The organism is Polaromonas sp. YR568, assembly GCF_943369675.1.
Classification (GTDB): Bacteria; Pseudomonadota; Gammaproteobacteria; order Burkholderiales; family Burkholderiaceae_C; genus Polaromonas.
Genome location: NZ_CALROB020000046.1, coordinates 18,700 through 38,599, shown reverse-complemented (window position 1 = coordinate 38,599; position 19,900 = coordinate 18,700). Strand labels below are relative to the sequence as shown.

Annotated in this window: 18 protein-coding genes; 12 read left to right on the top strand and 6 right to left on the bottom strand. The window is 65.2% G+C overall.

All coding sequences use genetic code 11. From position 1 onward, the window contains the following. Together ACLV8F_RS20525 and ACLV8F_RS20520 are read right to left on the bottom strand one after the other, a co-directional pair. On the bottom strand, positions 1–425 hold a 425-nt coding region (locus ACLV8F_RS20525; protein ID WP_411886054.1), incomplete at its 3' end, for a DUF2214 family protein. A gap of 40 nt (positions 426–465) precedes the next feature. Then, positions 466–1,386 (bottom strand): LysR family transcriptional regulator, encoded by a 921-nt coding sequence (locus ACLV8F_RS20520; RefSeq protein ID WP_411886053.1) that lies wholly within the window; start codon positions 1,384–1,386, stop codon positions 466–468. Positions 1,387–1,616: 230 nt separating this feature from the next. Between ACLV8F_RS20520 and ACLV8F_RS20515 the strand changes: the two genes are divergently transcribed. Continuing rightward, positions 1,617–2,342 (top strand): IclR family transcriptional regulator, encoded by a 726-nt coding sequence (locus ACLV8F_RS20515; protein ID WP_411886052.1) that lies wholly within the window; start codon positions 1,617–1,619, stop codon positions 2,340–2,342. Between the two features lie 17 nt (positions 2,343–2,359). On the opposite strand, the gene ACLV8F_RS20510 is transcribed toward ACLV8F_RS20515, so the two are convergent. Together ACLV8F_RS20510 and ACLV8F_RS20505 are read right to left on the bottom strand one after the other, a co-directional pair. Beyond that, a complete protein-coding gene (locus ACLV8F_RS20510) occupies positions 2,360–3,286 on the bottom strand; it encodes an aldose 1-epimerase (RefSeq protein WP_411886051.1) in 927 nt (308 codons plus the stop codon). A 5-nt stretch (positions 3,287–3,291) separates the two neighbouring features. Beyond that, complete coding sequence (locus ACLV8F_RS20505) at positions 3,292–4,212, bottom strand: SMP-30/gluconolactonase/LRE family protein (RefSeq protein WP_411886050.1); 921 nt, start codon at positions 4,210–4,212, stop codon at positions 3,292–3,294. A gap of 127 nt (positions 4,213–4,339) precedes the next feature. Between ACLV8F_RS20505 and ACLV8F_RS20500 the strand changes: the two genes are divergently transcribed. Continuing rightward, a complete protein-coding gene (locus tag ACLV8F_RS20500; RefSeq protein WP_411886049.1) occupies positions 4,340–5,152 on the top strand; it encodes an SDR family NAD(P)-dependent oxidoreductase in 813 nt (270 codons plus the stop codon). A gap of 107 nt (positions 5,153–5,259) precedes the next feature. Here the strand turns inward: ACLV8F_RS20500 and ACLV8F_RS20495 are convergent, their stop codons facing one another. Then, complete coding sequence (locus tag ACLV8F_RS20495; protein WP_411886048.1) at positions 5,260–6,219, bottom strand: LysR family transcriptional regulator; 960 nt, start codon at positions 6,217–6,219, stop codon at positions 5,260–5,262. A gap of 105 nt (positions 6,220–6,324) precedes the next feature. Here ACLV8F_RS20495 and ACLV8F_RS20490 point away from each other — a divergent pair, with 105 nt between their 5' ends. The 10 genes from ACLV8F_RS20490 to ACLV8F_RS20445 all read left to right on the top strand — a co-directional run bounded on the left by ACLV8F_RS20490 (position 6,325) and on the right by ACLV8F_RS20445 (position 19,138). Further along, positions 6,325–7,776, top strand: coding sequence for an aldehyde dehydrogenase family protein (locus ACLV8F_RS20490; protein ID WP_411886047.1), 1,452 nt, complete (start codon positions 6,325–6,327; stop codon positions 7,774–7,776). A gap of 56 nt (positions 7,777–7,832) precedes the next feature. Then, a complete protein-coding gene (locus ACLV8F_RS20485; protein ID WP_411886046.1) occupies positions 7,833–8,798 on the top strand; it encodes an ABC transporter substrate-binding protein in 966 nt (321 codons plus the stop codon). A 65-nt stretch (positions 8,799–8,863) separates the two neighbouring features. After that, positions 8,864–9,934 carry a multiple monosaccharide ABC transporter substrate-binding protein gene (chvE, locus tag ACLV8F_RS20480; protein WP_411881345.1) on the top strand — a complete coding sequence of 357 codons (1,071 nt, stop codon included), beginning with the start codon at positions 8,864–8,866 and terminating at the stop codon, positions 9,932–9,934. A 124-nt stretch (positions 9,935–10,058) separates the two neighbouring features. Beyond that, positions 10,059–11,564, top strand: a complete 1,506-nt coding sequence (mmsA, locus tag ACLV8F_RS20475) for a multiple monosaccharide ABC transporter ATP-binding protein (protein ID WP_411886055.1) — start codon at positions 10,059–10,061, stop codon at positions 11,562–11,564. Position 11,565: 1 nt separating this feature from the next. Then, entirely contained in the window at positions 11,566–12,795 is a 1,230-nt protein-coding gene (gene mmsB / locus ACLV8F_RS20470; RefSeq protein WP_411886045.1) for a multiple monosaccharide ABC transporter permease, read from the top strand. Then, the gene (locus tag ACLV8F_RS20465; protein WP_411886044.1) at positions 12,792–14,318 is read left to right on the top strand and encodes a sugar ABC transporter ATP-binding protein; all 1,527 of its coding nucleotides are present in this window, start codon (positions 12,792–12,794) and stop codon (positions 14,316–14,318) included. The genes mmsB and ACLV8F_RS20465 overlap by 4 nt, the downstream gene beginning before the upstream one ends. Continuing rightward, positions 14,311–15,360 (top strand): ABC transporter permease, encoded by a 1,050-nt coding sequence (locus ACLV8F_RS20460; RefSeq protein ID WP_411886043.1) that lies wholly within the window; start codon positions 14,311–14,313, stop codon positions 15,358–15,360. The genes ACLV8F_RS20465 and ACLV8F_RS20460 overlap by 8 nt, the downstream gene beginning before the upstream one ends. After that, complete coding sequence (yjfF, locus tag ACLV8F_RS20455; protein WP_411886042.1) at positions 15,357–16,391, top strand: galactofuranose ABC transporter, permease protein YjfF; 1,035 nt, start codon at positions 15,357–15,359, stop codon at positions 16,389–16,391. The genes ACLV8F_RS20460 and yjfF overlap by 4 nt, the downstream gene beginning before the upstream one ends. A 24-nt stretch (positions 16,392–16,415) precedes the next feature. Next, complete coding sequence (locus tag ACLV8F_RS20450) at positions 16,416–18,152, top strand: IlvD/Edd family dehydratase (protein ID WP_411886041.1); 1,737 nt, start codon at positions 16,416–16,418, stop codon at positions 18,150–18,152. Between the two features lie 56 nt (positions 18,153–18,208). Beyond that, entirely contained in the window at positions 18,209–19,138 is a 930-nt protein-coding gene (locus ACLV8F_RS20445; protein WP_411886040.1) for a dihydrodipicolinate synthase family protein, read from the top strand. 21 nt (positions 19,139–19,159) lie between these two features. Here the strand turns inward: ACLV8F_RS20445 and ACLV8F_RS20440 are convergent, their stop codons facing one another. After that, positions 19,160–19,891 (bottom strand): GntR family transcriptional regulator, encoded by a 732-nt coding sequence (locus tag ACLV8F_RS20440; protein ID WP_411886039.1) that lies wholly within the window; start codon positions 19,889–19,891, stop codon positions 19,160–19,162. Positions 19,892–19,900 lie beyond the last annotated feature (9 nt).

Here is a 19,900-nt window from a genome sequence, read left to right as displayed (position 1 = left end):
ACCGCCACCAGCGGAATGAAGGGCAGGATGTGCGCCTGCACCATCACCAGCCGCCGCGCTTTTTTGACCTCCACCGCGTCGGGCAGGGCGCCGCTGGCGCGCAGCGCACGCCGCCAGCGCACAAACATCAGGGTCGGCTTGATGGAGATCAGCCCTATCACCAGGAACATGACCAGCTTTAAATAGAGCAAAGGGTTGTGGGCATAAAAGGCAGCGCCCTTGCTGCCCAGGAAGACGCGCGCCAGTCCGGTCACCAGCACTGCGCCGGCGGCGATGCCGTAGACCATGTCGACTTTGCCCAGCCGCTCGACCACGGCGGCGTTGAGCCATTCGACGCGGCACAGCGCCGCCTCGCTCGCGAGAAAAACCACCATGGTGAAAATCGCCAGCAGGTGGGCATAGGCCAGCAGGGCTTCGAGTGTCATCGCGAGGTCCTTTTTCAGTCTGTGTGTTGGGGGAAGGGGCTCAGGGCCTGGCCGCCGACGAGCGCCAGAACTCCGGCTGGCTGTAGTGGTGCTTGAGGAAGTCCACCCACAGGCGCACCCGCAACGGCAGGTGTTTGCGCTGAGGGAACACCGCGTAAATGCCGTTGGGCGGCGCGGCGAAATCTTCCAGCACCGGTGTCAGCCGCCCGGCGGCGATTTCCGATTCGACCTCCCAGGTGCTGCGCCAGGCAATGCCGTAGTCGGCCAGGCACCAGTCGTGCAGGACCTGGCCGTCGGAACAATCGAGCGGGCCGCCCGGCTTGAGGTGCACCAGCTCGCCGGCCACCTGGAAGGCCCAGCCCCGCGTCTGCGACGCGTCGCTGGACAGCGTGAGGCAGTCAAAGCGCGCCAGTTCGCTGGGGTGCTGCGGTGTGCCGTGGTTTTTGAGGTAGCGCGGCGTGGCCACGCACAGGCGCCGGTTGTCGGCCATGCGCACGCTGACCAGCGAGGAATCCGGCAGGTCGCCCACGCGCACCGCGCAGTCAAAACCCTCGCCCGCCAGGTCGACCACGCGGTCGCTGAGGTTCAGGGAAATCGTCACGTCGGCATGCTGCTCGCGGAATTTGGTCACCAGCGGCGCAACGTGGCGCCGCCCGAAGCCCGCCGGCGCCGTGATGCGCAAGTGGCCGCTGGCCTTGACGCCGCCGGCCGACACGCTGGCCTCCGCATTGGCCAGGTCGGCCAGCAGGCGCTGGCAGTCTTCCAGGAAGGCGCTGCCTTCATGCGTGAGCGCGATGCGCCGCGTGGTGCGCACCAGCAGCTTCACGCCCAGCCGTTCTTCCAGCGCGTCCAGCCGCCGGCCCATGATGGCGGGCGCCACGCCCTCGGATTTGGCCGCCGCCGTCAGGCTGCCGCGCGCCACCACCGAGACAAAAGATTCCAGCTGCTTGAGTTTGTCCATGCGCGTTCATTATGCGGATCAATGTCAGCAATCGACAGGGGATTGACCCTTATTCCGTCGCCGATCCCGCTGTTGTGCGGCGGATTTGAGACACACTCAGCGCGTGTGCAAGCGGGCTTGCGTTCAAGCGTGAAGTTCCATAAGATAGAATGTAGTTCTTTCTTATTAGCCATTGCGCGTGAACCGCCGGCCCGTCAAGCCGCGCGGCGCGCCAGACCTGAAAGGTGGCCATGCCTCGCAAAGCCCAGATCGAATCCCTTGCCGACAGCCACGCCGCGCCGGGCGGCGCCGCCGCGGTGGACCGCGCCCTGACGCTGCTGTCGGCCTTCCGCGCGGGCGACACCTCGCTCAGCCTGGCGGAGCTGTCCAGCCGCACGCAACTCTATAAAAGCACGGCGCTGCGCCTGTTGGCTTCGCTGGAACACGCGCGCTTGGTGCAGCGGCTGGACGACGGCAGCTACGGCCTCGGCAATGAAGTGGCGCGGCTCAACGCAGTGTATGCCGCTTCGTTCTCGCTGGAACGTGTGGTGCTGCCGGCCCTGCGCGCGCTGGTGGCGGCCACACGCGAAAGCGCGGCTTACCACGTGGTGCAGGGTGATGCGCGCCTGTGCCTGTACCGGGTCGATTCACCGCAGCCGGTGCGCGACCACATACGCGCCGGCGACGTGCTGCCGCTGAACCGCGGCACGGGCGGCCGCGTGCTGACGGCTTTCGGCGCCAGGCCCGCCGGCGCCAGCGCCAAGGACAAAACCCTCTACGCCCGCATCCGCGAGCAGGGCTATTACTCGTCGGTGGGCGATCGCCTGGAGGGCGTGGCCGGTATATCGGCGCCGGTGTTCAGGGCCGACGGCAGCCTGGCCGCCGCGCTGACGCTGACCATGCCGGCAGAACGCTACGACGAGCGGCATGTGCAGAAATTGCTGGAGGCGGCCCGCAAGCTCAGCGGCCTGGTTTAAGCGCTTGGTATTGCCGTTCAGGCTGGCGCGGCCGCGGGCTCAATGCGCCACTGGATGGTGAGCGAAAACGCTTCCCCGCGCCCCAGCACACGCAGGCCGGGTTGCCCCGGCAGGTGGAAGGCATCGATGGGCTGCGTGATCGGCTCAAAACAAAACGCAGGTCCCTGGGGCGGCCGATAGACCAGGCAGAAGTGCTGCGCCGTGCCGCCCTCGCGTTCAAAGTCCGGCATGCCGGCCGTGACCTGCAAGCCGAGTTCCGGCCAGGTGATGCAGGCCTTGCCGCCCCAGCCGGTGTAGCCGTTGTCGATGAGCGGGCCGTTGGCCGGCGCGCCCTTGTTCAGGTCCCAGCCCGACGGAAAGTCCGTCGTGTGCGCAAGCGGCAGCGGATCATCGCCGCAGAGCCAGAGGCCTTGCACCGGCGCGGTGATCCGCGTTTGCGCGGTGCGCGGAAACCAGGGGTGCACGCCCAGGCCGTAGGGCAAGGGCGTGGCGCCCAGGTGGCGCACCCGCAGTTGCTGGTCCAGCCCGCCGTCCACCAGCCGGAAGGTCTGCATGGCCTCATAGTCATACGGGTTGCCGTCGAAGCCGTGCGATACCAAGGCCATCACCAGTGTGTCGGCCGCCGGCTGTGAAAGCTGCCAGGCTTGCAGCCAGCCGTCGCCATGGATGGGGTAGGGCTCGCCGGCACGATTCGGCCGCATGGGATGGAATTGCCCTTCGTGCGTGAAGCCGCCACCGCTGATGCGGTTGGACCACGGCACCATGGCGAATGAAGCGGTCTGGTAGAGGTCTTCGGTTTTTCCGTCCCACGGCCGCCAAAGATCCAGCTGTCCTTGCGGACGTTCAAGCTGCCAGGCGGCCACGCTGCCGCCCAGCGAGGGCAGCAGCCCCAGGCGCTGGCCGGCGTGGCGCAGCCAGGCAACAGGATGCGCGGAATCAGTCATGGGCATCAGCCGCCGAACAAACCGGCGGGCAGGCCGGGGCTGTCCATGGCCACCGCGAACAATCCGCCGGCCAGCGGCTGGCCGGCAAGCTGTTCCGGCGTGAGCCCGGTTCGCGCGGTGCTGATAAAAAGCGTGCGCATGTCCGCCCCGCCAAAAGCGCAGTTGGTCACATGGCTTGTGGGCAAGGGCACGCGGCACAGTTCACGCGCAGTGACCGGATCGTGGCAGCTGACGCAGGCGCCGCCCCAGTGGGCAATCCACACGCGGCCCGCTGCGTCCGTGGTCATGCCGTCGGGCACACCGTCGCCGGGTGCGAAGGCCAGCCAGGGCCGCTTGTTTGACACAGTGCCGGCCCCGGCATCAAAGTCATAGGCATAGGTGCGGCCCTTGACCGTGTCGTTGAAATAGAGGGTGCGCTGGTCGGCGGACCAGGTGGGGCCGTTGGTCACCGCGAAGCCTTCATCATGGCGCGTGCAGCGCCCATCGGGGTCATAGCGGTACAGCGCGCCGGTGGTGGCCACGCAGTCAAAGTCCATGGTCCCCGCCCAGAAACGGCCTTGCGCATCACACTTGCCGTCATTGAAGCGGTTGCCCTGCAAGCCTGCCTCCGGCTGGTGCAGGTAGCGCGGCGCGGCGCCCGACCCGGGGTCAAACAGCGCGAAGCCGCGCCGCAAGGTCACGATCAGGCCGGGTGCATTCGTGCGTTCCGCCAGCGCGGAAATTTCTTCGTCAAAAGCCCAGCTGGTGCGCCCGCCCGTTGCCGGGTGAAAGCGGTGCAGGCGGCATGCAAGGATGTCCACCCAGTACAAAGCCTGCTCACGCGGCGACCACAAGGTGCCCTCGCCGAGCAGCGCTCCGGCCGGGTGAACGCAATGCGCCAGGCCCAGTGCCGGCGTGGCTGCGGGCGTGTCGAGAATCGATGTCACTCATGTCCCCGTGTTCTGCGCCGGGTGGATGGGCACCGCAGGCTCTTGCTCTTGACGCGGTGGATGATATCAATGCATAGTGATGTTGAAAACTTCTTATTTCAATATTCTTGATACATAAATTGCAATGACAAACCCTTCAAGTTCCAGCCCCATGCGGGCCGCTCCCGCCACTGACACATTGGCCGTCTTTCCCAGCCTGAAGAACCGGCCGGTGTTTGTCACCGGCGGGGGCAGCGGCATAGGCGCGGCCATCGTGACGGCTTTTGCGCAGCAGGGCGCACGCGTTGCCTTCATTGATGTCGCGAAAGAGGCCAGTGAAGCGCTCGCGCAGCAACTCGCCGATGCGGGGCACGCCCGCCCGTGGTGGCGCGCCTGCGACGTGCGGGACGTGGCCGCGCTGCAAGCCGCGGTGGCCGAGGCGGCGGGCGCCGTGGGCGACTTTTCGGTGCTGGTCAACAACGTGGCCAGCGATGACCGCCACAGCCTGGAGTCCGTGACGCCCGCCTACTACGACGACCGTATTGCGATCAATGAGCGGCCGGCTTTTTTTGCGATCCAGTCGGTGGTGCCCGGCATGCAGCGGCTGGGCGCCGGCTCCATCATCAACCTGGGTTCCACCGGCTGGCAGGGCAAGGGCTCCGGCTACCCGTGCTACGCCATCGCCAAGTCCTCGGTGAACGGCCTGACGCGCGGGCTCGCAAAAACGCTGGGCCGGGACCGCATCCGCATCAACACCGTATCGCCGGGCTGGGTGATGACGGAGCGGCAGATCAAGCTCTGGCTGGACGCCGAAGGCGAGAAGGAACTCGAGCGCAACCAGTGCCTGCCCGACAAGCTGCTGCCCCACGACATTGCGCGCATGGTGCTGTTCCTGGCATCCGATGACGCCGCCATGTGCACCGCGCAGGAGTTCACGGTGGATGCCGGCTGGGTCTGACCATGAAGCTCCCCCCGAAGCGCCTTCGGCGCCTCCCCCTCAGGGGGCACACCAGCGGCCCGGCTAAGCCGGTTCCGCGGTGTCACTGGCCTGAGCCGCGCGGGTTTTTAGTCCGCTTCGAGTTTGCGTCCGTACAGTGTGAAGCTCACCGTCTTCAGCGCCTTCATCATGACCTTGGCGGCGGGCGAAGGCAGCCGGTCGGTGCGGGTGATGATGCCGAAGGCGTCCATGTGGCAGGGCATGTCCAGCGGCAGCACTGAGACGATGCCGTGCGCCGCGTAATACCGCGCCACGTCGGCCGCGACCACCGCCACCATGTCGCTTTGCTGCAGCATGCGCGTGATGAACAGCAGCGCTGAGGACTCCACCACGTTGATGGGCGGGGCCAGCCCGTCTTCCTGGAACATCAGCTCGAAGCGGTGCCGCAGCACACTGCCTGCGGGCGGCACGATCCAGGCGGCCGCCACCACGTCGCGCAAGGTGAGGCCAGCCACGCCCAGCAGCGGGTGCCCGGGCCTCGCCATGGCGCACACCGGCTCCTCGACCAGGGGCTCGTAGCGCAGGTTCGTCTTGTCGTGCTCGGCAAAAAGGCGCGCTACCAGGATGTCCAGCCGGCCCTGCTCCAGCCGCTCCAGCAGCACCGGGCTGGTTTCGATGTCCAGCGAGATGCGCAGGCTGGGATGCTCCTGCTTGACCACGGCGACCGCCGGCGGCAGCAAGGCCAGCCCCGGCGAGGTGATCGCGCCTATGCCGACGTGGCCGAAGTGCCCGGTCTTGAGCGCGGTGAGTTCGTCATGCGCCTGGTTCAGGCTGGCCAGTGCCATGCGCGCGTGGCGGATCATGGTCTCGCCGTACCAGGTCGGCCGCATCCCGCGCGGAAGGCGCTCGAACAGCGGGACCTCCAGCACATCCTCCAAATCCTTGAGCAATTTGGATGCGGCCGGCTGCGTCATGCTGAGGACCTGCGCCGCGCGATGGATGTTTCCTTCTTCCGCGAGCGCCACCAGTAGCAGTAATTGCCGCGTTTTGAGCCGTGCGCGTATGAACCAGTGGTTATAAGTACTCATCGGGTTTTCCAGAATGCGTAGAACGATATCTACTTTGTCAAAAAAACGATTAGATCGATATCAAAATGAATCATAGACTGCGCCTGGATGAAAAACGAGGCCTTCATGAAATTCGGCGAACTGCAGCAAAGCGCCCGGCACTACATCAATGGGCGCTGGGAAACCGGCACCACCACGGGCATCAGCCGCAACCCCTCGGATACCCGGGAAGTGGTGAGCGAGTACGCGCGCGCCGACCGCAACCAGACCGAGCTCGCCATCCGGGCCGCGTCGGAGGCTTTGCCGCACTGGCGCCACAGCACCCCGCAGCGCCGCGCCGATGTGCTCGACCAGATTGGCAGCGAGATCCTGGCGCGCAAGGACGAGCTGGGCATGCTGCTGGCGCGGGAAGAAGGAAAGACGCTGCCCGAAGGCGTGGGCGAAGCGGCGCGGGCCGGCCAGATCTTCAAGTTTTTCGCCGGGGAAGCGCTGCGTGTGCAGGGCGACATCCTGGCGTCGGTGCGGCCCGGCATCCAGGTCGACGTGACACGTGAGCCCGTCGGCGTGGTGGGCATCATCGCGCCGTGGAATTTCCCGCTGGCGATCCCGGCCTGGAAGATAGCACCGGCACTGGCCTATGGCAACACGGTGGTCTTCAAGCCGGCCGAATTGGCCACCACCTGCGGCTGGGCCCTGGCCGAAATCATCAGCCGCTGCGGCTTGCCCGCGGGCGTGTTCAACCTGGTCATGGGCAGCGGCCGGGAAGTCGGGCAAACGCTGGTCGACCATCCCCTGGTCCATGCGCTGAGCTTTACAGGCTCGGTGGCAACGGGCGAACGCATTCTGCAGTCCGCCGCCGCGCGCCGCGCCAAGGTGCAGCTGGAGATGGGCGGCAAGAATCCGCTGGTGGTGCTGGCCGACGCCGATCTTGACCGGGCCGTCGACTGCGCGGTGCAGGGCTCGTACTTCTCGACCGGGCAGCGTTGCACCGCGTCAAGCCGTCTCATTGTGGAGGCGCCCGTGCACGACGCATTCGTTGCCCGGCTGCGCCACCGCATCGCCGCGCTCAAGGTCGGCCACGCGCTGGAACAAGGCATTGAAATGGGGCCCGTGGTTGACCAGGGCCAGCTCGAGCAGAACCAGGCCTACCTGGACATAGGGCGCGGCGAGGGCGCCGAGCATGTCTGGGGCGGTGAATTGCTCGAACGCCCGACACCGGGGCATTACATGAACCCGGCGCTGTTCCTGGCCCGGCCCGAGCACCGCATCGCGCGCGAAGAGATCTTCGGGCCCGTGGCCTGCGTGCTGCAGGCCGATGACTTCGACCACGCGCTGGCTCTCGCCAACGACACGCCTTTCGGCCTGTGCGCGGGCATCTGCACAAGCTCCCTCAAGCACGCCATGCATTTCAAGCGCCACGCCGAGGTCGGCATGACCATGGTGAACCTGCCCACGGCGGGCGTCGACTTCCACGTGCCCTTCGGCGGGCGCAAGGGATCGAGTTACGGCCCGCGCGAGCAGGGCCGCTACGCGGCCGAGTTTTACACCACCGTCAAGACCGGCTACGTGCTGGCTTGAACCACAGGAGATCACCGAAGAGCCGTCAGTTTCATTTCAACCAAGGAGACAACATGATGAAGATCCATCGCCGTACCCTCGCCGCCGCGCTTGCGTGCGCGCCCCTTGCCGGGCTGCTGCCGCGCTCGGCGTGGGCGCAAAAACCCATCGTGCTGGGCTTTAGCCAGGTGGGCGCGGAAAGCGAGTGGCGCACCGCCAACACCGAGTCCATCAAATCGGCCGCCAAGGACGCGGGCATCGAACTCAAGTTTTCGGATGCGCAGCAAAAGCAGGAAAACCAGATCAAGGCGATCCGCTCTTTCATCGCGCAAAAAGTGGATGTGATCGCGTTCTCGCCGGTGGTCGAATCGGGCTGGGAAACCGTTCTGCGCGAGGCCAAGGCCGCGAAGATTCCGGTGGTGCTGACCGACCGCTCCGTCAACGTCAAGGACACCTCGCTCTACGTCTCGTTCATGGGCTCCGATTTTGTGGAGGAAGGCCGCAAGGCAGGCCGCTGGCTGGTCGAAAAAATGAAAGGCGGCAGCGGCCCGGTCAACATCGTCGAGCTGCAGGGCACCGTGGGCTCCGCGCCGGCCATAGACCGCAAAAAAGGGTTTGAAGAAATCATCAAGGCCGACCCGAAGTTCAAGATCATCCGCTCGCAGACGGGGGATTTCACACGGGCCAAGGGCAAGGAGGTGATGGAGGCCTTCCTCAAGGCCGAAGGCAAAAAGATCAACGTGCTCTACGCGCACAACGACGATATGGCCATAGGCGCTATCCAGGCGATTGAAGAGGCGGGCCTGAAGCCGGCGAAGGACATCACCATCATCTCCATCGATGCCGTCAAAGGCGCTTTCGAAGCCATGATGGCCGGCAAGCTCAATGTGTCGGTGGAGTGCAGCCCCTTGCTGGGCCCGCAACTGATGGCGGCCGTCAAGGACATCAAGGCCGGCAAGCCGGTTCAGAAACGTATCGTTACCGAAGAAGGGATTTTTCCGATGGAAGTGGCGGCCAAGGAGTTCCCCAAGCGTAAGTACTGATTTTGTGCGTGCAACAGCGCACGGATACTGGAAGAATTATTCAATAACACACAAGGAGACAATTCATGAAACGCATTTTCCTGAAGACTTTGCTGGCCGGCCTGGCCCTGGGCGCCGTGGGTATTGCGCCGCTTGCGCATGCGCAGGACAAGGGCAGCATCGGCATCTCGATGCCGACCAAATCCTCGGCCCGCTGGATCGCCGACGGCGACAACATGGTCAAGGTGCTCAAGGAGCGCGGCTACAAGACCGACCTGCAATACGCCGACGACGACATCCCGAACCAGCTGGCCCAGATCGAGAACATGATCACCAAGGGTGCGAAGGTCCTGGTGATCGCCTCCATCGACGGCACCACGCTGTCCAAGGCATTGCAGAATGCGGCCGACAAGGGTGTCAAGGTCATCGCCTATGACCGCCTGATCAAGGGTTCGAAAAACGTCGACTACTACGCCACCTTCGACAACTTCCAGGTCGGCGTGCTGCAAGCCACTTCCATCGTCGACAAGCTGGGCTTGAAGCAAGGCAAGGGTCCTTTCAACATCGAACTTTTCGGCGGCTCCCCGGACGACAACAACGCCTTCTTCTTCTATGACGGTGCCATGAGCGTGCTCAAGCCCTACATCGACAGCGGCAAGCTGGTGGTGCGCAGCAAGCAGCTGGGCATGAACAAGGTCGGGACCTTGCGCTGGGACGGTGCGGTCGCGCAGGCACGCATGGACAACCTGCTCTCGGCCTACTACGGCAAGGAAAAAGTCCACGCGGTCCTGTCGCCTTATGACGGCCTGTCCATCGGCATCCTGTCCTCGCTCAAAGGCGTCGGCTACTGCACGGCGCAGCAGCCTTGCCCGGTGGTCAGCGGGCAGGACGCCGAAATTCCTTCGGTGAAGTCCATCCTGAAAGGCGAGCAATACTCGACCGTCTTCAAGGACACGCGCGAGCTGGCCAAGGTGACGGCCAACATGGTGGACGCCACACTCTCCGGCAAGCAGCCAGAGATCAATGACACCAAGACCTACAACAACGGCGTGAAGGTGGTGCCCTCCTACCTGCTCAAGCCGGTGGCCGTGGATGCCTCCAACTGGAACCAGGTTCTGATCGGCAGCGGTTACTACAAAGAGTCGCAGATCAAATAAACCTGCTTGAAGTTTGAGCGACGGTCTCGTGCCGGAGGGCGCGGGACTGTTTACGCCCATGGGTGTCGATCATCCCTGGAGCGACTTTTGTACCAAAGGACAGGCATTGGAAACGATTCTCGAGATGCGCGACATCCGCAAGACCTTTCCCGGGGTGGTCGCGCTGAACAAGGTCAACCTGCGCGTGCGCGCCGGGGAGATCCATGCCATCGTCGGCGAAAACGGCGCCGGCAAATCGACCTTGATGAAGGTGCTCTCCGGGGTCTACCCGCACGGCTCCTACGGCGGAGAAATTGTTTATGAGGGGCAGGAGCGCCGCTTCCTCGGCATCCACGACAGCGAACGGCTGGGCGTCATCATCATCCACCAGGAGCTGGCGCTGGTGCCGCTGCTGTCGATTGCCGAGAACATCTTCCTCGGCAACGAAACCGCGCAACACGGCGTGATCGACTGGATGGTCGCGCACAGCAAGACGCAAGCCTTGCTGAAAAAAGTGGGTCTCAAGGAATCGCCCGCCACGCTGGTCACGGACATCGGCGTGGGCAAGCAGCAACTGGTTGAAATTGCCAAGGCCCTGTCCCGGCAGGTCAAGCTGCTCATCCTCGACGAACCCACGGCCAGCCTCAACGAAAGCGACAGCCAGGCGCTGCTGGACCTGCTGCTGGAACTGAAGGGCCAGGGCATCACCTGCATCCTCATTTCGCACAAACTCAATGAAATTTCACGCGTGGCGGACGCCATCACCATCCTGCGCGACGGCAGCACCGTGGAAACGCTGGACTGCCGCGCCGACGCCATCAGCGAAGACCGTGTGATCCGCGGCATGGTGGGCCGCGAGATGGCCGACCGCTACCCGCCGCGCCAGCCGGACATCGGCGAAACCGTCTTTGAAGTGCGCGACTGGAACGTCTACCACCCGTTGCACACCGACAGGCAGTTCATCAAGGGCGTCAACCTGCAGGTGCGGCGCGGTGAAATTGTCGGCATTGCCGGGCTGATGGGCGCGGGGCGCACCGAACTCGCCATGAGCATCTTCGGCCGCTCCTGGGGGCGCCGCATCAGCGGCCAGGTCCTGCTGAACGGCCGGCCCGTCGACGTGGGGACTGTCGAGAAGGCCGTTCGCCACGGCCTGGCCTATGTGACCGAGGACCGCAAGGGCAACGGCCTGGTCCTCAGCGAAGACATCCAGTTCAACGTGTCGCTGGCCAACCTCAAGGCTGTTTCAAGCGCCGCCGTCATCGACACCGGCCGCGAATACCAGGCCGCGCAGCGTTACCGCGAAAAGCTGCGCATCCGCTGCTCGGGCGTCGGCCAGAAAGTCCTCAACCTCTCCGGCGGCAACCAGCAAAAAGTGGTGCTGGGGAAATGGCTGTTCACCAACCCCGAAGTGCTCATCCTCGATGAGCCCACGCGCGGCATCGACGTGGGCGCCAAGTACGAGATCTACACCCTGATCGCCCAGCTTGCGGCCGAGGGGAAATGCATCATCGTCATCTCCTCGGAAATGCCCGAACTGCTGGGCATGACGGACCGCATCTACGTCATGAACGAGGGCCGCTTCATCGCCGAGATGCCGGCGGCCCAAGCCTCCCAGGAAAAAATCATGCGCGCGATCATGAAAGCAAGCTGAAATGAACAACGAGTCTTCCAACGCCACCGCGCTTGCGGCAAAACCTGCAACCGCCGCCGCCGCCGCAAGCGACAAATCGCCGCTCGACTACCTGAAGCACAACTTCCGCGAGTACGGCATGCTGATCACGCTGGTGGCCATCATGATTTTCTTCCAGTACATGACCGACGGCACGCTCATGCAGCCCTTGAACCTCACCAACCTGGTCCTGCAGAACAGCTACATCGTCATCATGGCGCTGGGCATGCTGATGGTGATCGTGGCGGGCCATATCGACCTGTCGGTGGGCTCGGTGTGCGGCTTCATAGGCGCGCTGGCCGCCGTGCTGATGGTGGAGTACGGCTGGCATTTCGTGCCGGCCTCCTTGGTGTGCCTGGTTTGCGGCGCGCTGATAGGCGGCATCCAGGGATGGTTTGTCGCCTTCTTCCGCATTCCCTCGTTTATCGTGACGCTGGCCGGCATGCTGGTGTTCAAGGGGCTGGCGCTGGCGCTGCTGCAGGGCCAGTCGGTCGGCCCGTTTCCCGATTCGTTCCAGATGCTCAGCTCGGGCTTTATGCCCGACCTGTCCGGAGGCGACGGCCTGCGCATGACATCGCTGCTGCTGGGCGTGGCGCTGGCCGCCCTGCTCGCCGTGGCCGGCATACGCGGGCGCGCCAAGCAGCTCAGGCACGGCATCCAGGCCGAGCCCGCCGCCTTCTTCTTTGTCAAAACGGCGGCGTTCTCGGCCCTCCTGATTTATTTCAGCTACCTGCTGGCGTCGTACAGGGGCTTGCCGAATGTATTGATCGTGATGGCCCTGCTGATCTTCCTGTTCCATTTCGTCACGGGCCGCACCACCGTAGGCCGGCGCGTCTATGCGCTGGGCGGCAACGAAAAAGCCGCAAAGCTCTCGGGCATCAAGACCGAGCGCCTGGCCTTCTACACCTTCGTGAACATGGGCGTGCTGGCGGCGCTGGCGGGCCTGGTGTTCGCCGCGCGCCTGAACACCGCCACGCCCAAGGCCGGCCTGGGCTTTGAGCTCGACGTCATCGCCGCCTGCTTCATAGGCGGGGCCTCGGCCTCGGGCGGCGTCGGCAAGGTCATGGGCGCGGTGATAGGCGCGTTTGTGATGGGCGTGATGAACAACGGCATGTCCATCCTGGGCATAGGCATCGACTACCAGCAGGTCATCAAGGGCGTGGTGCTGCTGGCCGCCGTGTTTGTCGACGTCTACAACAAGAACAAGGTATGAGCCACGCCGGCGCCGCGCCCGTCCTGGAGCTTGCGGGCATCCACAAACAGTTTGCGGGCATTCCGGCCTTGCATGACGTGCATTTGCGCCTGTACCCCGGTGAAATCCATGCCTTGATGGGGCAAAACGGCGCGGGCAAGTCCACGCTCATCAAGGTCCTGACCGGCGTGCTGCAAGCCAGCGGCGGCCGGATGCAGCTGGACGGCAAGCCGGTATGGCCGGACACACCCCTGGCCGCGCAGCGCCTGGGCATCAGCACGGTGTACCAGGAGGTCAATCTTTGCCCCAACCTCTCGGTGGCGGAGAACATCTTCGCGGGCCGCTATCCGCGATGCGGCATGTCGCAGGGATACCGCATCGACTGGGCCGCGTTGAACCGCCGCGCGCGGGAGCTGGTCGCGCGCATGGGCCTGGACATCGACGTTACGCGCCTGCTGTCCGGCTACCCGGTCGCGGTGCAGCAACTGGTGGCCATCGCGCGCGCGCTCAGCATTGAATCCAAAGTGCTGATCCTCGACGAGCCGACCTCCAGTCTTGACGATGACGAGGTGCAAAAACTGTTTGAGGTGCTGCGCCGCCTGCGCGGCGACGGGCTGGCGATTGTGTTCGTCACCCACTTCCTGAACCAGGTGTATGCGGTGTCGGACCGCATCACCGTGCTGCGCAACGGCACCTTGGTCGACGAGTGGCTTGCCGGTGAACTGGGGCCGCAGGCGTTGATCGCGGCCATGCTGGGCCGGGAACTGGCGGCGCAATCCGCCGACGCCGCGGTACCGCCGGTCTTTGACGATGCCGCGCCGGCGCTTTTGCAAGCCGACGGCCTGGGCCAGACCGGGCAGCTGCAGCCGCTGGACCTGCGTGTGCGTGCCGGTGAAGTGGTGGGCCTAGCCGGGCTGCTGGGCGCGGGCCGCACCGAACTGGCGCGGCTGCTGTTCGGCCTGCAGAAGCCGGACCGCGGCATGCTCAGGATCAATGGCGAAACGGTTGCTTTCTCCAGCCCTGCCGACGCGATCCGGCATGGCCTGGCCCTGTGCCCCGAGGAGCGCAAGACCGACGGCGTCGTGGCCGAGCTGTCGGTGCGGGAAAACATCGCGCTGGCGCTGCAGGCCCGCATGGGCATGCGGCGTTCCTTGTCGCGTGCCGAACAGACCGCATTGGCCGAACGCTTTGTCCAGGCGCTGGACATCAAGACCCCGAGTGTGGACACCCCCATCGGTCTGTTGTCGGGCGGCAACCAGCAAAAAGCCGTGATCGCGCGCTGGCTCGCGACCGAGCCGCGCCTGCTGATCCTGGACGAGCCCACGCGCGGCGTCGACGTGGCCGCGAAGCAGGAAATCATGGCGCAGATCCTGCGCCTGGCCCAGGCCGGCATGGCCGTGATTTTCATCTCTTCCGAAATGAGCGAGGTGGTGCGCGTGGCGCACCGCATCGTGGTGCTGCGGGACCGGCGCAAGGTAGGTGAGCTACCGGCCGGCAGCAGTGAAGACGCCGTCTATGAACTGATTGCGGCAGAACATGTCTGACGCTTCCCGCTCCCCCCTGACCGTGCTGCTTCGGCACCGCCTGGCCTGGCCGCTCATTACGCTGTTCCTTCTGCTGGCCGTGAACACGGTTTTTAATTCCAGTTTCCTGCACGTCGAGTGGCGCGACGGCCATTTGTACGGAAGCCTGATCGACATCCTCAACCGCGCCGCGCCGCTGGTGCTGGTCTCGCTGGGCATGACCCTGGTGATCGCCACCCGCGGCATTGACATCTCCGTGGGCGCCGTGGTCGCCATCGCGGCGGCGGTGGCCGCCTGGATGATTGGCGGATCGGTGGCGGGAAGCGTGAGCCGCTTTCCCATGTCGCTGGCGATCCTCGCGGCGCTGGGCATCGCGCTGCTCTGCGGCCTTTGGAACGGCTTGCTGGTGGCCAGGGTGGGCATGCAGCCCATCATCGCCACGCTGATCCTCATGGTGGCGGGCCGCGGCATCGCGCAACTGATCACCGGCGGGCAGATCATCACCATTTACTACGCGCCCTTTTTCTTCCTGGGCAGCGGCTACCTGCTGGGCCTGCCTTTCTCGCTGTTTATCGTCGCGGCGGTGTTCGCCCTGCTGTACCTGGCGGTGACGCGCACCGCCCTCGGGCTGTTCATCCAGGCGGTCGGCATTAACCCGACCGCGGCGCGCGTCGCCGGCGTGCAGGCGCGGCGGCTGGTGGTTGCGGCCTACGCCTTCTGCGGTGTGTGTGCGGGCATCGCGGGCTTGCTGATCAGCTCCAACGTCAAAAGCGCCGACGGCAATAATGCGGGCCAACTGCTGGAACTCGACGCGATTCTGGCGGTCACGCTGGGAGGCACTGCGCTCACCGGCGGCCGTTTCAGCCTGGTCGGTAGCGTGATCGGCGCCTTGATCATCCAGGCCCTGACTTACGCCATCTATTCGCTGGGCGTGCCGCCCGAGATCAACCTGGTGGTCAAGGCTGTCGTGGTGTTTGCCGTGATGTTGCTGCAGTCGCCTGAATTCCGGGCCGAGGTCGGTATCTGGATGCGGCGGCCGGCCGCGCGAGGGATGCGGCCATGAGCCGGGTGCTGGCCAATTCCGTTGGAGCCGCCGCCGCGCCCGTGACACCGGCGCCGGCGCCGGTGTCACGTTTCAATCCGAAATACCTGCCGCTGGCGGCCACCGTCTCCCTCTTCCTCGCCATGGCGACCCTGGGATCGGTGCTCTACAGCGGTTTTTTCTCGGCGCAGGTCTTTCTCAACCTGTTGATTGATAACGCCTTCCTGGTCATCATCGCCGTGGGCATGACCTTTGTCATTCTTTCGGGGGGCATCGACCTGTCCGTTGGTTCCGTGATTGCGCTGACCACCATGGTGTCGGCCGCGCTGGTGGAGCACCACGGCTGGAGTCCGGCCGCGGTGATTCCGCTGGTGCTGCTCATGGGCACGGCTTTCGGCGCCTTCATGGGATTTCTGATTGAGCGCTTTCGCCTGCAGCCCTTCATCGTCACGCTGGCCGGGATGTTTCTCGCGCGTGGCCTGTGCTACCTCATCAGCGTCGATTCCATCAGCATCACCAACGAGTTTTATTCGGAAGTCTCGCAGCTGCGTATTCCCTTGTGGGCGGACGCCTCGCTTTCGGTCAGCGCCGTCATCGCCATGGCGGTGCTGTTCGCCGCGGTGTTCATCGCGCACTGCACGCCTTTCGGCCGTGCCGTGTATGCCGTCGGCGGCAACGAGCAGTCGGCGTTGCTGATGGGCTTGCCGGTGCGCCGCACGCTGGTGGGCGTCTACACGCTTTCGGGCTTTTGCTCGGCGCTGGCCGGTGTGGTGTTCACCTTCTACATGCTCTCGGGCTACGGCTTGCACGCCACCGGCATGGAGCTTGACGCCATCGCCGCCGTGGTCATAGGCGGCACGCTGCTCAGCGGCGGCGTGGGTTACGTGGCCGGCACCCTGTTCGGGGTGCTGATGCTGGGAATCATCCAGACCCTGATCTCTTTTGACGGCACCCTGAGCTCCTGGTGGACGCGCATTGTCGTCGGCGTGCTGCTGTTTGTTTTCTGCCTGTTGCAGAGGCTGCTGGCAAACCGCGGCCCCACATCTTCCTGAAACCTCATCGACCAGACACTCCCCATGACAGACCCCAAACGAAAATTACGCTCCACCGCATGGTTCGGCTCGGCCGACAAAAACGGTTTTATGTACCGCAGCTGGATGAAGAACCAGGGCATTCCCGACCATGAGTTCGACGGCCGGCCCATCATCGGCATCTGCAACACCTGGTCGGAACTCACGCCCTGCAACGCCCATTTCCGGAAAATCGCCGAGCATGTGAAGCGCGGCATCTCCGAGGCCGGCGGTTTCCCGGTGGAATTCCCGGTGTTCTCCAATGGCGAGTCCAACCTGCGGCCCACCGCCATGCTCACGCGCAACCTCGCCAGCATGGACGTGGAAGAAGCGATTCGCGGCAACCCCATTGACGCGGTGGTGCTGCTCACCGGCTGCGACAAGACCACACCCGCGCTGCTCATGGGCGCGGCAAGCTGCGACATCCCGGCCATCGTGGTGACCGGCGGGCCCATGCTCAACGGCAAGCTCGAGGGGAAAAACATCGGTTCGGGAACGGCGGTGTGGCAGCTGCACGAGTCGCTCAAGGCCGGTGAAATCCAGCTGCACCAGTTCCTGGCGGCAGAGGGCGGCATGTCGCGCTCCGCCGGCACCTGCAACACCATGGGCACGGCCTCCACCATGGCCTGCATGGCCGAAGCGCTGGGCACTTCCTTGCCGCACAACGCGGCGATTCCGGCGGTGGACGCGCGCCGTTATGTGCTGGCGCAAATGTCGGGCGCGCGGGCCGTCGAGATGGCCCGCGAGGGCCTCACGCTGTCAAAGATCCTCACACGCGAAGCTTTTGAAAACGCCATCCGCATCAATGCCGCCATTGGCGGCTCCACCAACGCGGTGATCCACCTCAAGGCCATTGCCGGCCGCATGGGCGTGCCGCTGGACCTGGAGGACTGGACGCGCATCGGGCGCAACACCCCCACCCTCGTCGACCTGCAGCCCTCCGGCCGCTTCCTGATGGAAGAGTTCTACTACGCCGGCGGCCTGCCCGCCGTGCTGCGCCGCCTGGGTGAAAACGGCCTGCTGCCCCATCCCGATGCGCTCACCGTCAACGGCCGGTCGATCTGGGACAACGTGCGCGAGGCGCCCCAGTACAACGACGAGGTGATACGCCCGCTCGACAACCCGCTGATCGCCGACGGCGGCATCTGCATCCTGCGCGGCAACCTGGCGCCGCGCGGCGCGGTGCTCAAGCCCTCCGCCGCCTCGCCCGAACTGCTCAAGCACCGCGGCCGCGCGGTGGTGTTCGAGAACCTGGAGCATTACAAGGAACGCATCGTCGACGAAGACCTGGACATTGACGCCAGCTGCGTCATGGTCATGAAAAACTGCGGCCCCAAGGGCTACCCCGGCATGGCCGAGGTCGGCAACATGGGCCTGCCGCCCAAGCTGCTGCGCCAGGGCATCAAGGACATGGTGCGCATCTCGGATGCCCGCATGAGCGGCACCGCTTACGGCACCGTGGTGCTGCACGTGGCGCCCGAAGCCGCGGCCGGCGGGCCGCTGGCTGCCGTGCGCGACGGTGACTGGATCGAACTCGATTGTGAGGGCGGCCGCCTGCACCTGGACATCAGCGATGCCGAGCTGGCGGAGCGCCTCGCAAGCCTGGCGGGAAAAGCCCCGGCGGGCATGCGGGGCGGCTATCAGCGCCTGTATGTGGACCACGTGCTGCAAGCCGACGAGGGCTGCGATTTTGACTTTCTCGTCGGCTGCCGCGGCGCCGAAGTTCCCCGCCACTCGCACTGAACCCTTCAGGCAGTGAATCCGTAACCGGTAATGCACCCTCCAACAGAGCCGCACACATGACTACCTCCAGCAGGCCGCGCTACCGCGGCATCTTTCCTGTTGCCCCCACCACCTTCACCGAGGCCGGCGAACTGGACCTGGAAAGCCAGAAGCGCTGTATCGACTTCATGATAGCTGCCGGCTCCGACGGTGTTTGCATCCTGGCCAACTTCTCCGAGCAGTTCGTGCTGTCGGATGAGGAGCGTGAAACCCTGACCCGCACCATCCTCGAACACGTGGCCGGGCGTGTGCCGGTGATCGTCACCACCACCCATTACGGCACCAAGGTCTGCGCCGAACGCAGCCGCCGTGCGCAGGACATGGGTGCCGCCATGCTGATGGTCATGCCGCCGTACCACGGCGCCACCTTTCGCGTCAGCGAACCGCAGATCTACGATTTTTATGCGTCCCTGTCGGATGCGGTGGACATCCCCATCATGATCCAGGACGCGCCCGCCAGCGGCACGGTGCTTTCGGCCTGTTTCCTCGCGCGCATGGCCCGCGAGATCGAGCACGTCGCCTATTTCAAGATCGAAACCGCCGGCGCGGCGGCCAAGCTGCGCGAAATCATCCGCCTGGGAGGCGATGCGGTGGAGGGGCCCTGGGACGGCGAGGAAGCCATCACCCTGCTGCCCGACCTCGATGCCGGCGCGACCGGTTCCATGACCGGCGGCGGCTACCCCGATGGCATCCGCCCCATCATCGAGGCGCACCGGGCGGGCGACCACGACGGGGCTTACGCGCTTTACCAGCAGTGGCTGCCCTTGATCAACTACGAAAACCGCCAGGCGGGCCTGCTGGCCGCCAAGGCCTTGATGAAAGAGGGCGGCGTGATCGCCTGCGAAGCGCCGCGCCATCCTTTCCCGTCCATGCACCCGGACACCCGCGCCGGCCTGCTGGCGACCGCCAGGCGGCTGGACCCGCTGGTGCTGCGCTGGGGGCGCTAGGAGCCGCTGGTCACACGGCTTTCAACGCGGCGTTGTGGACCCGGCCTGGCGCGCCAGGTGAACCTGGTGCAGCGTGATCTTGCGCACCTCGGCCTGGCTGGTCTCAATGTGGGCGCGCAGCAGCATGGCGGCCTGGTCGCCGCGCTTCGCCTGCACCGCCTTGAGGATCTTGGCGTGTTCCTCATAGGTCGCGTCGACGCGCGGCTGCTTGATGAAATCGAGCCGGCGGATGATGCGGATGCGGTCGGTCACGTCGCGGTGCACGCGGGCCATCTCGGCATTGCCGGCGGCCGCGACCAGCGCACAGTGAAAGGCTTCGTCCCATTGCGCCACCTGCACGTGGTCGGTGCTGCGCTGGGCAGCCGGCACCAGCCAGATGGCATTCAGTTCAGCGAGCAGCGCCGTGTCCACCGCCTGGCTGCCGGCGCACAGGCGCTGCACGGCCGTGGTTTCCAGCACCATGCGCAGGTCGTAGAGCTGCTCGAACTTGTCGAAGTCAAAGGGCAGCACGCGCCAGCCGCTGCGAAACAGCACCTCGACGAAACCTTCCTGCTGCAGGCGGAACAGCGCCTGGCGCACCGGCGTGCGCGAGACGCCCAGGCGCTCGCTGATTTCGGTTTCGGTGAAACGGTCGCCCGGCACCAGCTTGAACTCGGAGACGTCGCGCTTGAGTTCTTCGTACACCTCGTTGGCCCGCGAACGGTGGACGAGCGCAGCGGCAAGGCTCGCGGGAGGGTTGGAGGCAGTGTGCATGGCGAAACT

What these genes read in the sequence shown, in the direction of transcription:
- ACLV8F_RS20520 (WP_411886053.1), bottom strand. Translation starts at nt 1,386, where the DNA reads ATGGACAAACTCAAGCAGCTGGAATCTTTTGTCTCGGTGGTGGCGCGC.
- ACLV8F_RS20515 (WP_411886052.1), top strand. Translation starts at nt 1,617, where the DNA reads ATGCCTCGCAAAGCCCAGATCGAATCCCTTGCCGACAGCCACGCCGCG.
- ACLV8F_RS20510 (WP_411886051.1), bottom strand. Translation starts at nt 3,286, where the DNA reads ATGACTGATTCCGCGCATCCTGTTGCCTGGCTGCGCCACGCCGGCCAG.
- ACLV8F_RS20500 (WP_411886049.1), top strand. Translation starts at nt 4,340, where the DNA reads ATGACAAACCCTTCAAGTTCCAGCCCCATGCGGGCCGCTCCCGCCACT.
- ACLV8F_RS20495 (WP_411886048.1), bottom strand. Translation starts at nt 6,219, where the DNA reads ATGAGTACTTATAACCACTGGTTCATACGCGCACGGCTCAAAACGCGG.
- ACLV8F_RS20490 (WP_411886047.1), top strand. Translation starts at nt 6,325, where the DNA reads ATGAAATTCGGCGAACTGCAGCAAAGCGCCCGGCACTACATCAATGGG.
- ACLV8F_RS20485 (WP_411886046.1), top strand. Translation starts at nt 7,833, where the DNA reads ATGAAGATCCATCGCCGTACCCTCGCCGCCGCGCTTGCGTGCGCGCCC.
- chvE (WP_411881345.1), top strand. Translation starts at nt 8,864, where the DNA reads ATGAAACGCATTTTCCTGAAGACTTTGCTGGCCGGCCTGGCCCTGGGC.
- mmsA (WP_411886055.1), top strand. Translation starts at nt 10,059, where the DNA reads ATGCGCGACATCCGCAAGACCTTTCCCGGGGTGGTCGCGCTGAACAAG.
- mmsB (WP_411886045.1), top strand. Translation starts at nt 11,566, where the DNA reads ATGAACAACGAGTCTTCCAACGCCACCGCGCTTGCGGCAAAACCTGCA.
- ACLV8F_RS20465 (WP_411886044.1), top strand. Translation starts at nt 12,792, where the DNA reads ATGAGCCACGCCGGCGCCGCGCCCGTCCTGGAGCTTGCGGGCATCCAC.
- ACLV8F_RS20460 (WP_411886043.1), top strand. Translation starts at nt 14,311, where the DNA reads ATGTCTGACGCTTCCCGCTCCCCCCTGACCGTGCTGCTTCGGCACCGC.
- yjfF (WP_411886042.1), top strand. Translation starts at nt 15,357, where the DNA reads ATGAGCCGGGTGCTGGCCAATTCCGTTGGAGCCGCCGCCGCGCCCGTG.
- ACLV8F_RS20450 (WP_411886041.1), top strand. Translation starts at nt 16,416, where the DNA reads ATGACAGACCCCAAACGAAAATTACGCTCCACCGCATGGTTCGGCTCG.
- ACLV8F_RS20445 (WP_411886040.1), top strand. Translation starts at nt 18,209, where the DNA reads ATGACTACCTCCAGCAGGCCGCGCTACCGCGGCATCTTTCCTGTTGCC.
- ACLV8F_RS20440 (WP_411886039.1), bottom strand. Translation starts at nt 19,891, where the DNA reads ATGCACACTGCCTCCAACCCTCCCGCGAGCCTTGCCGCTGCGCTCGTC.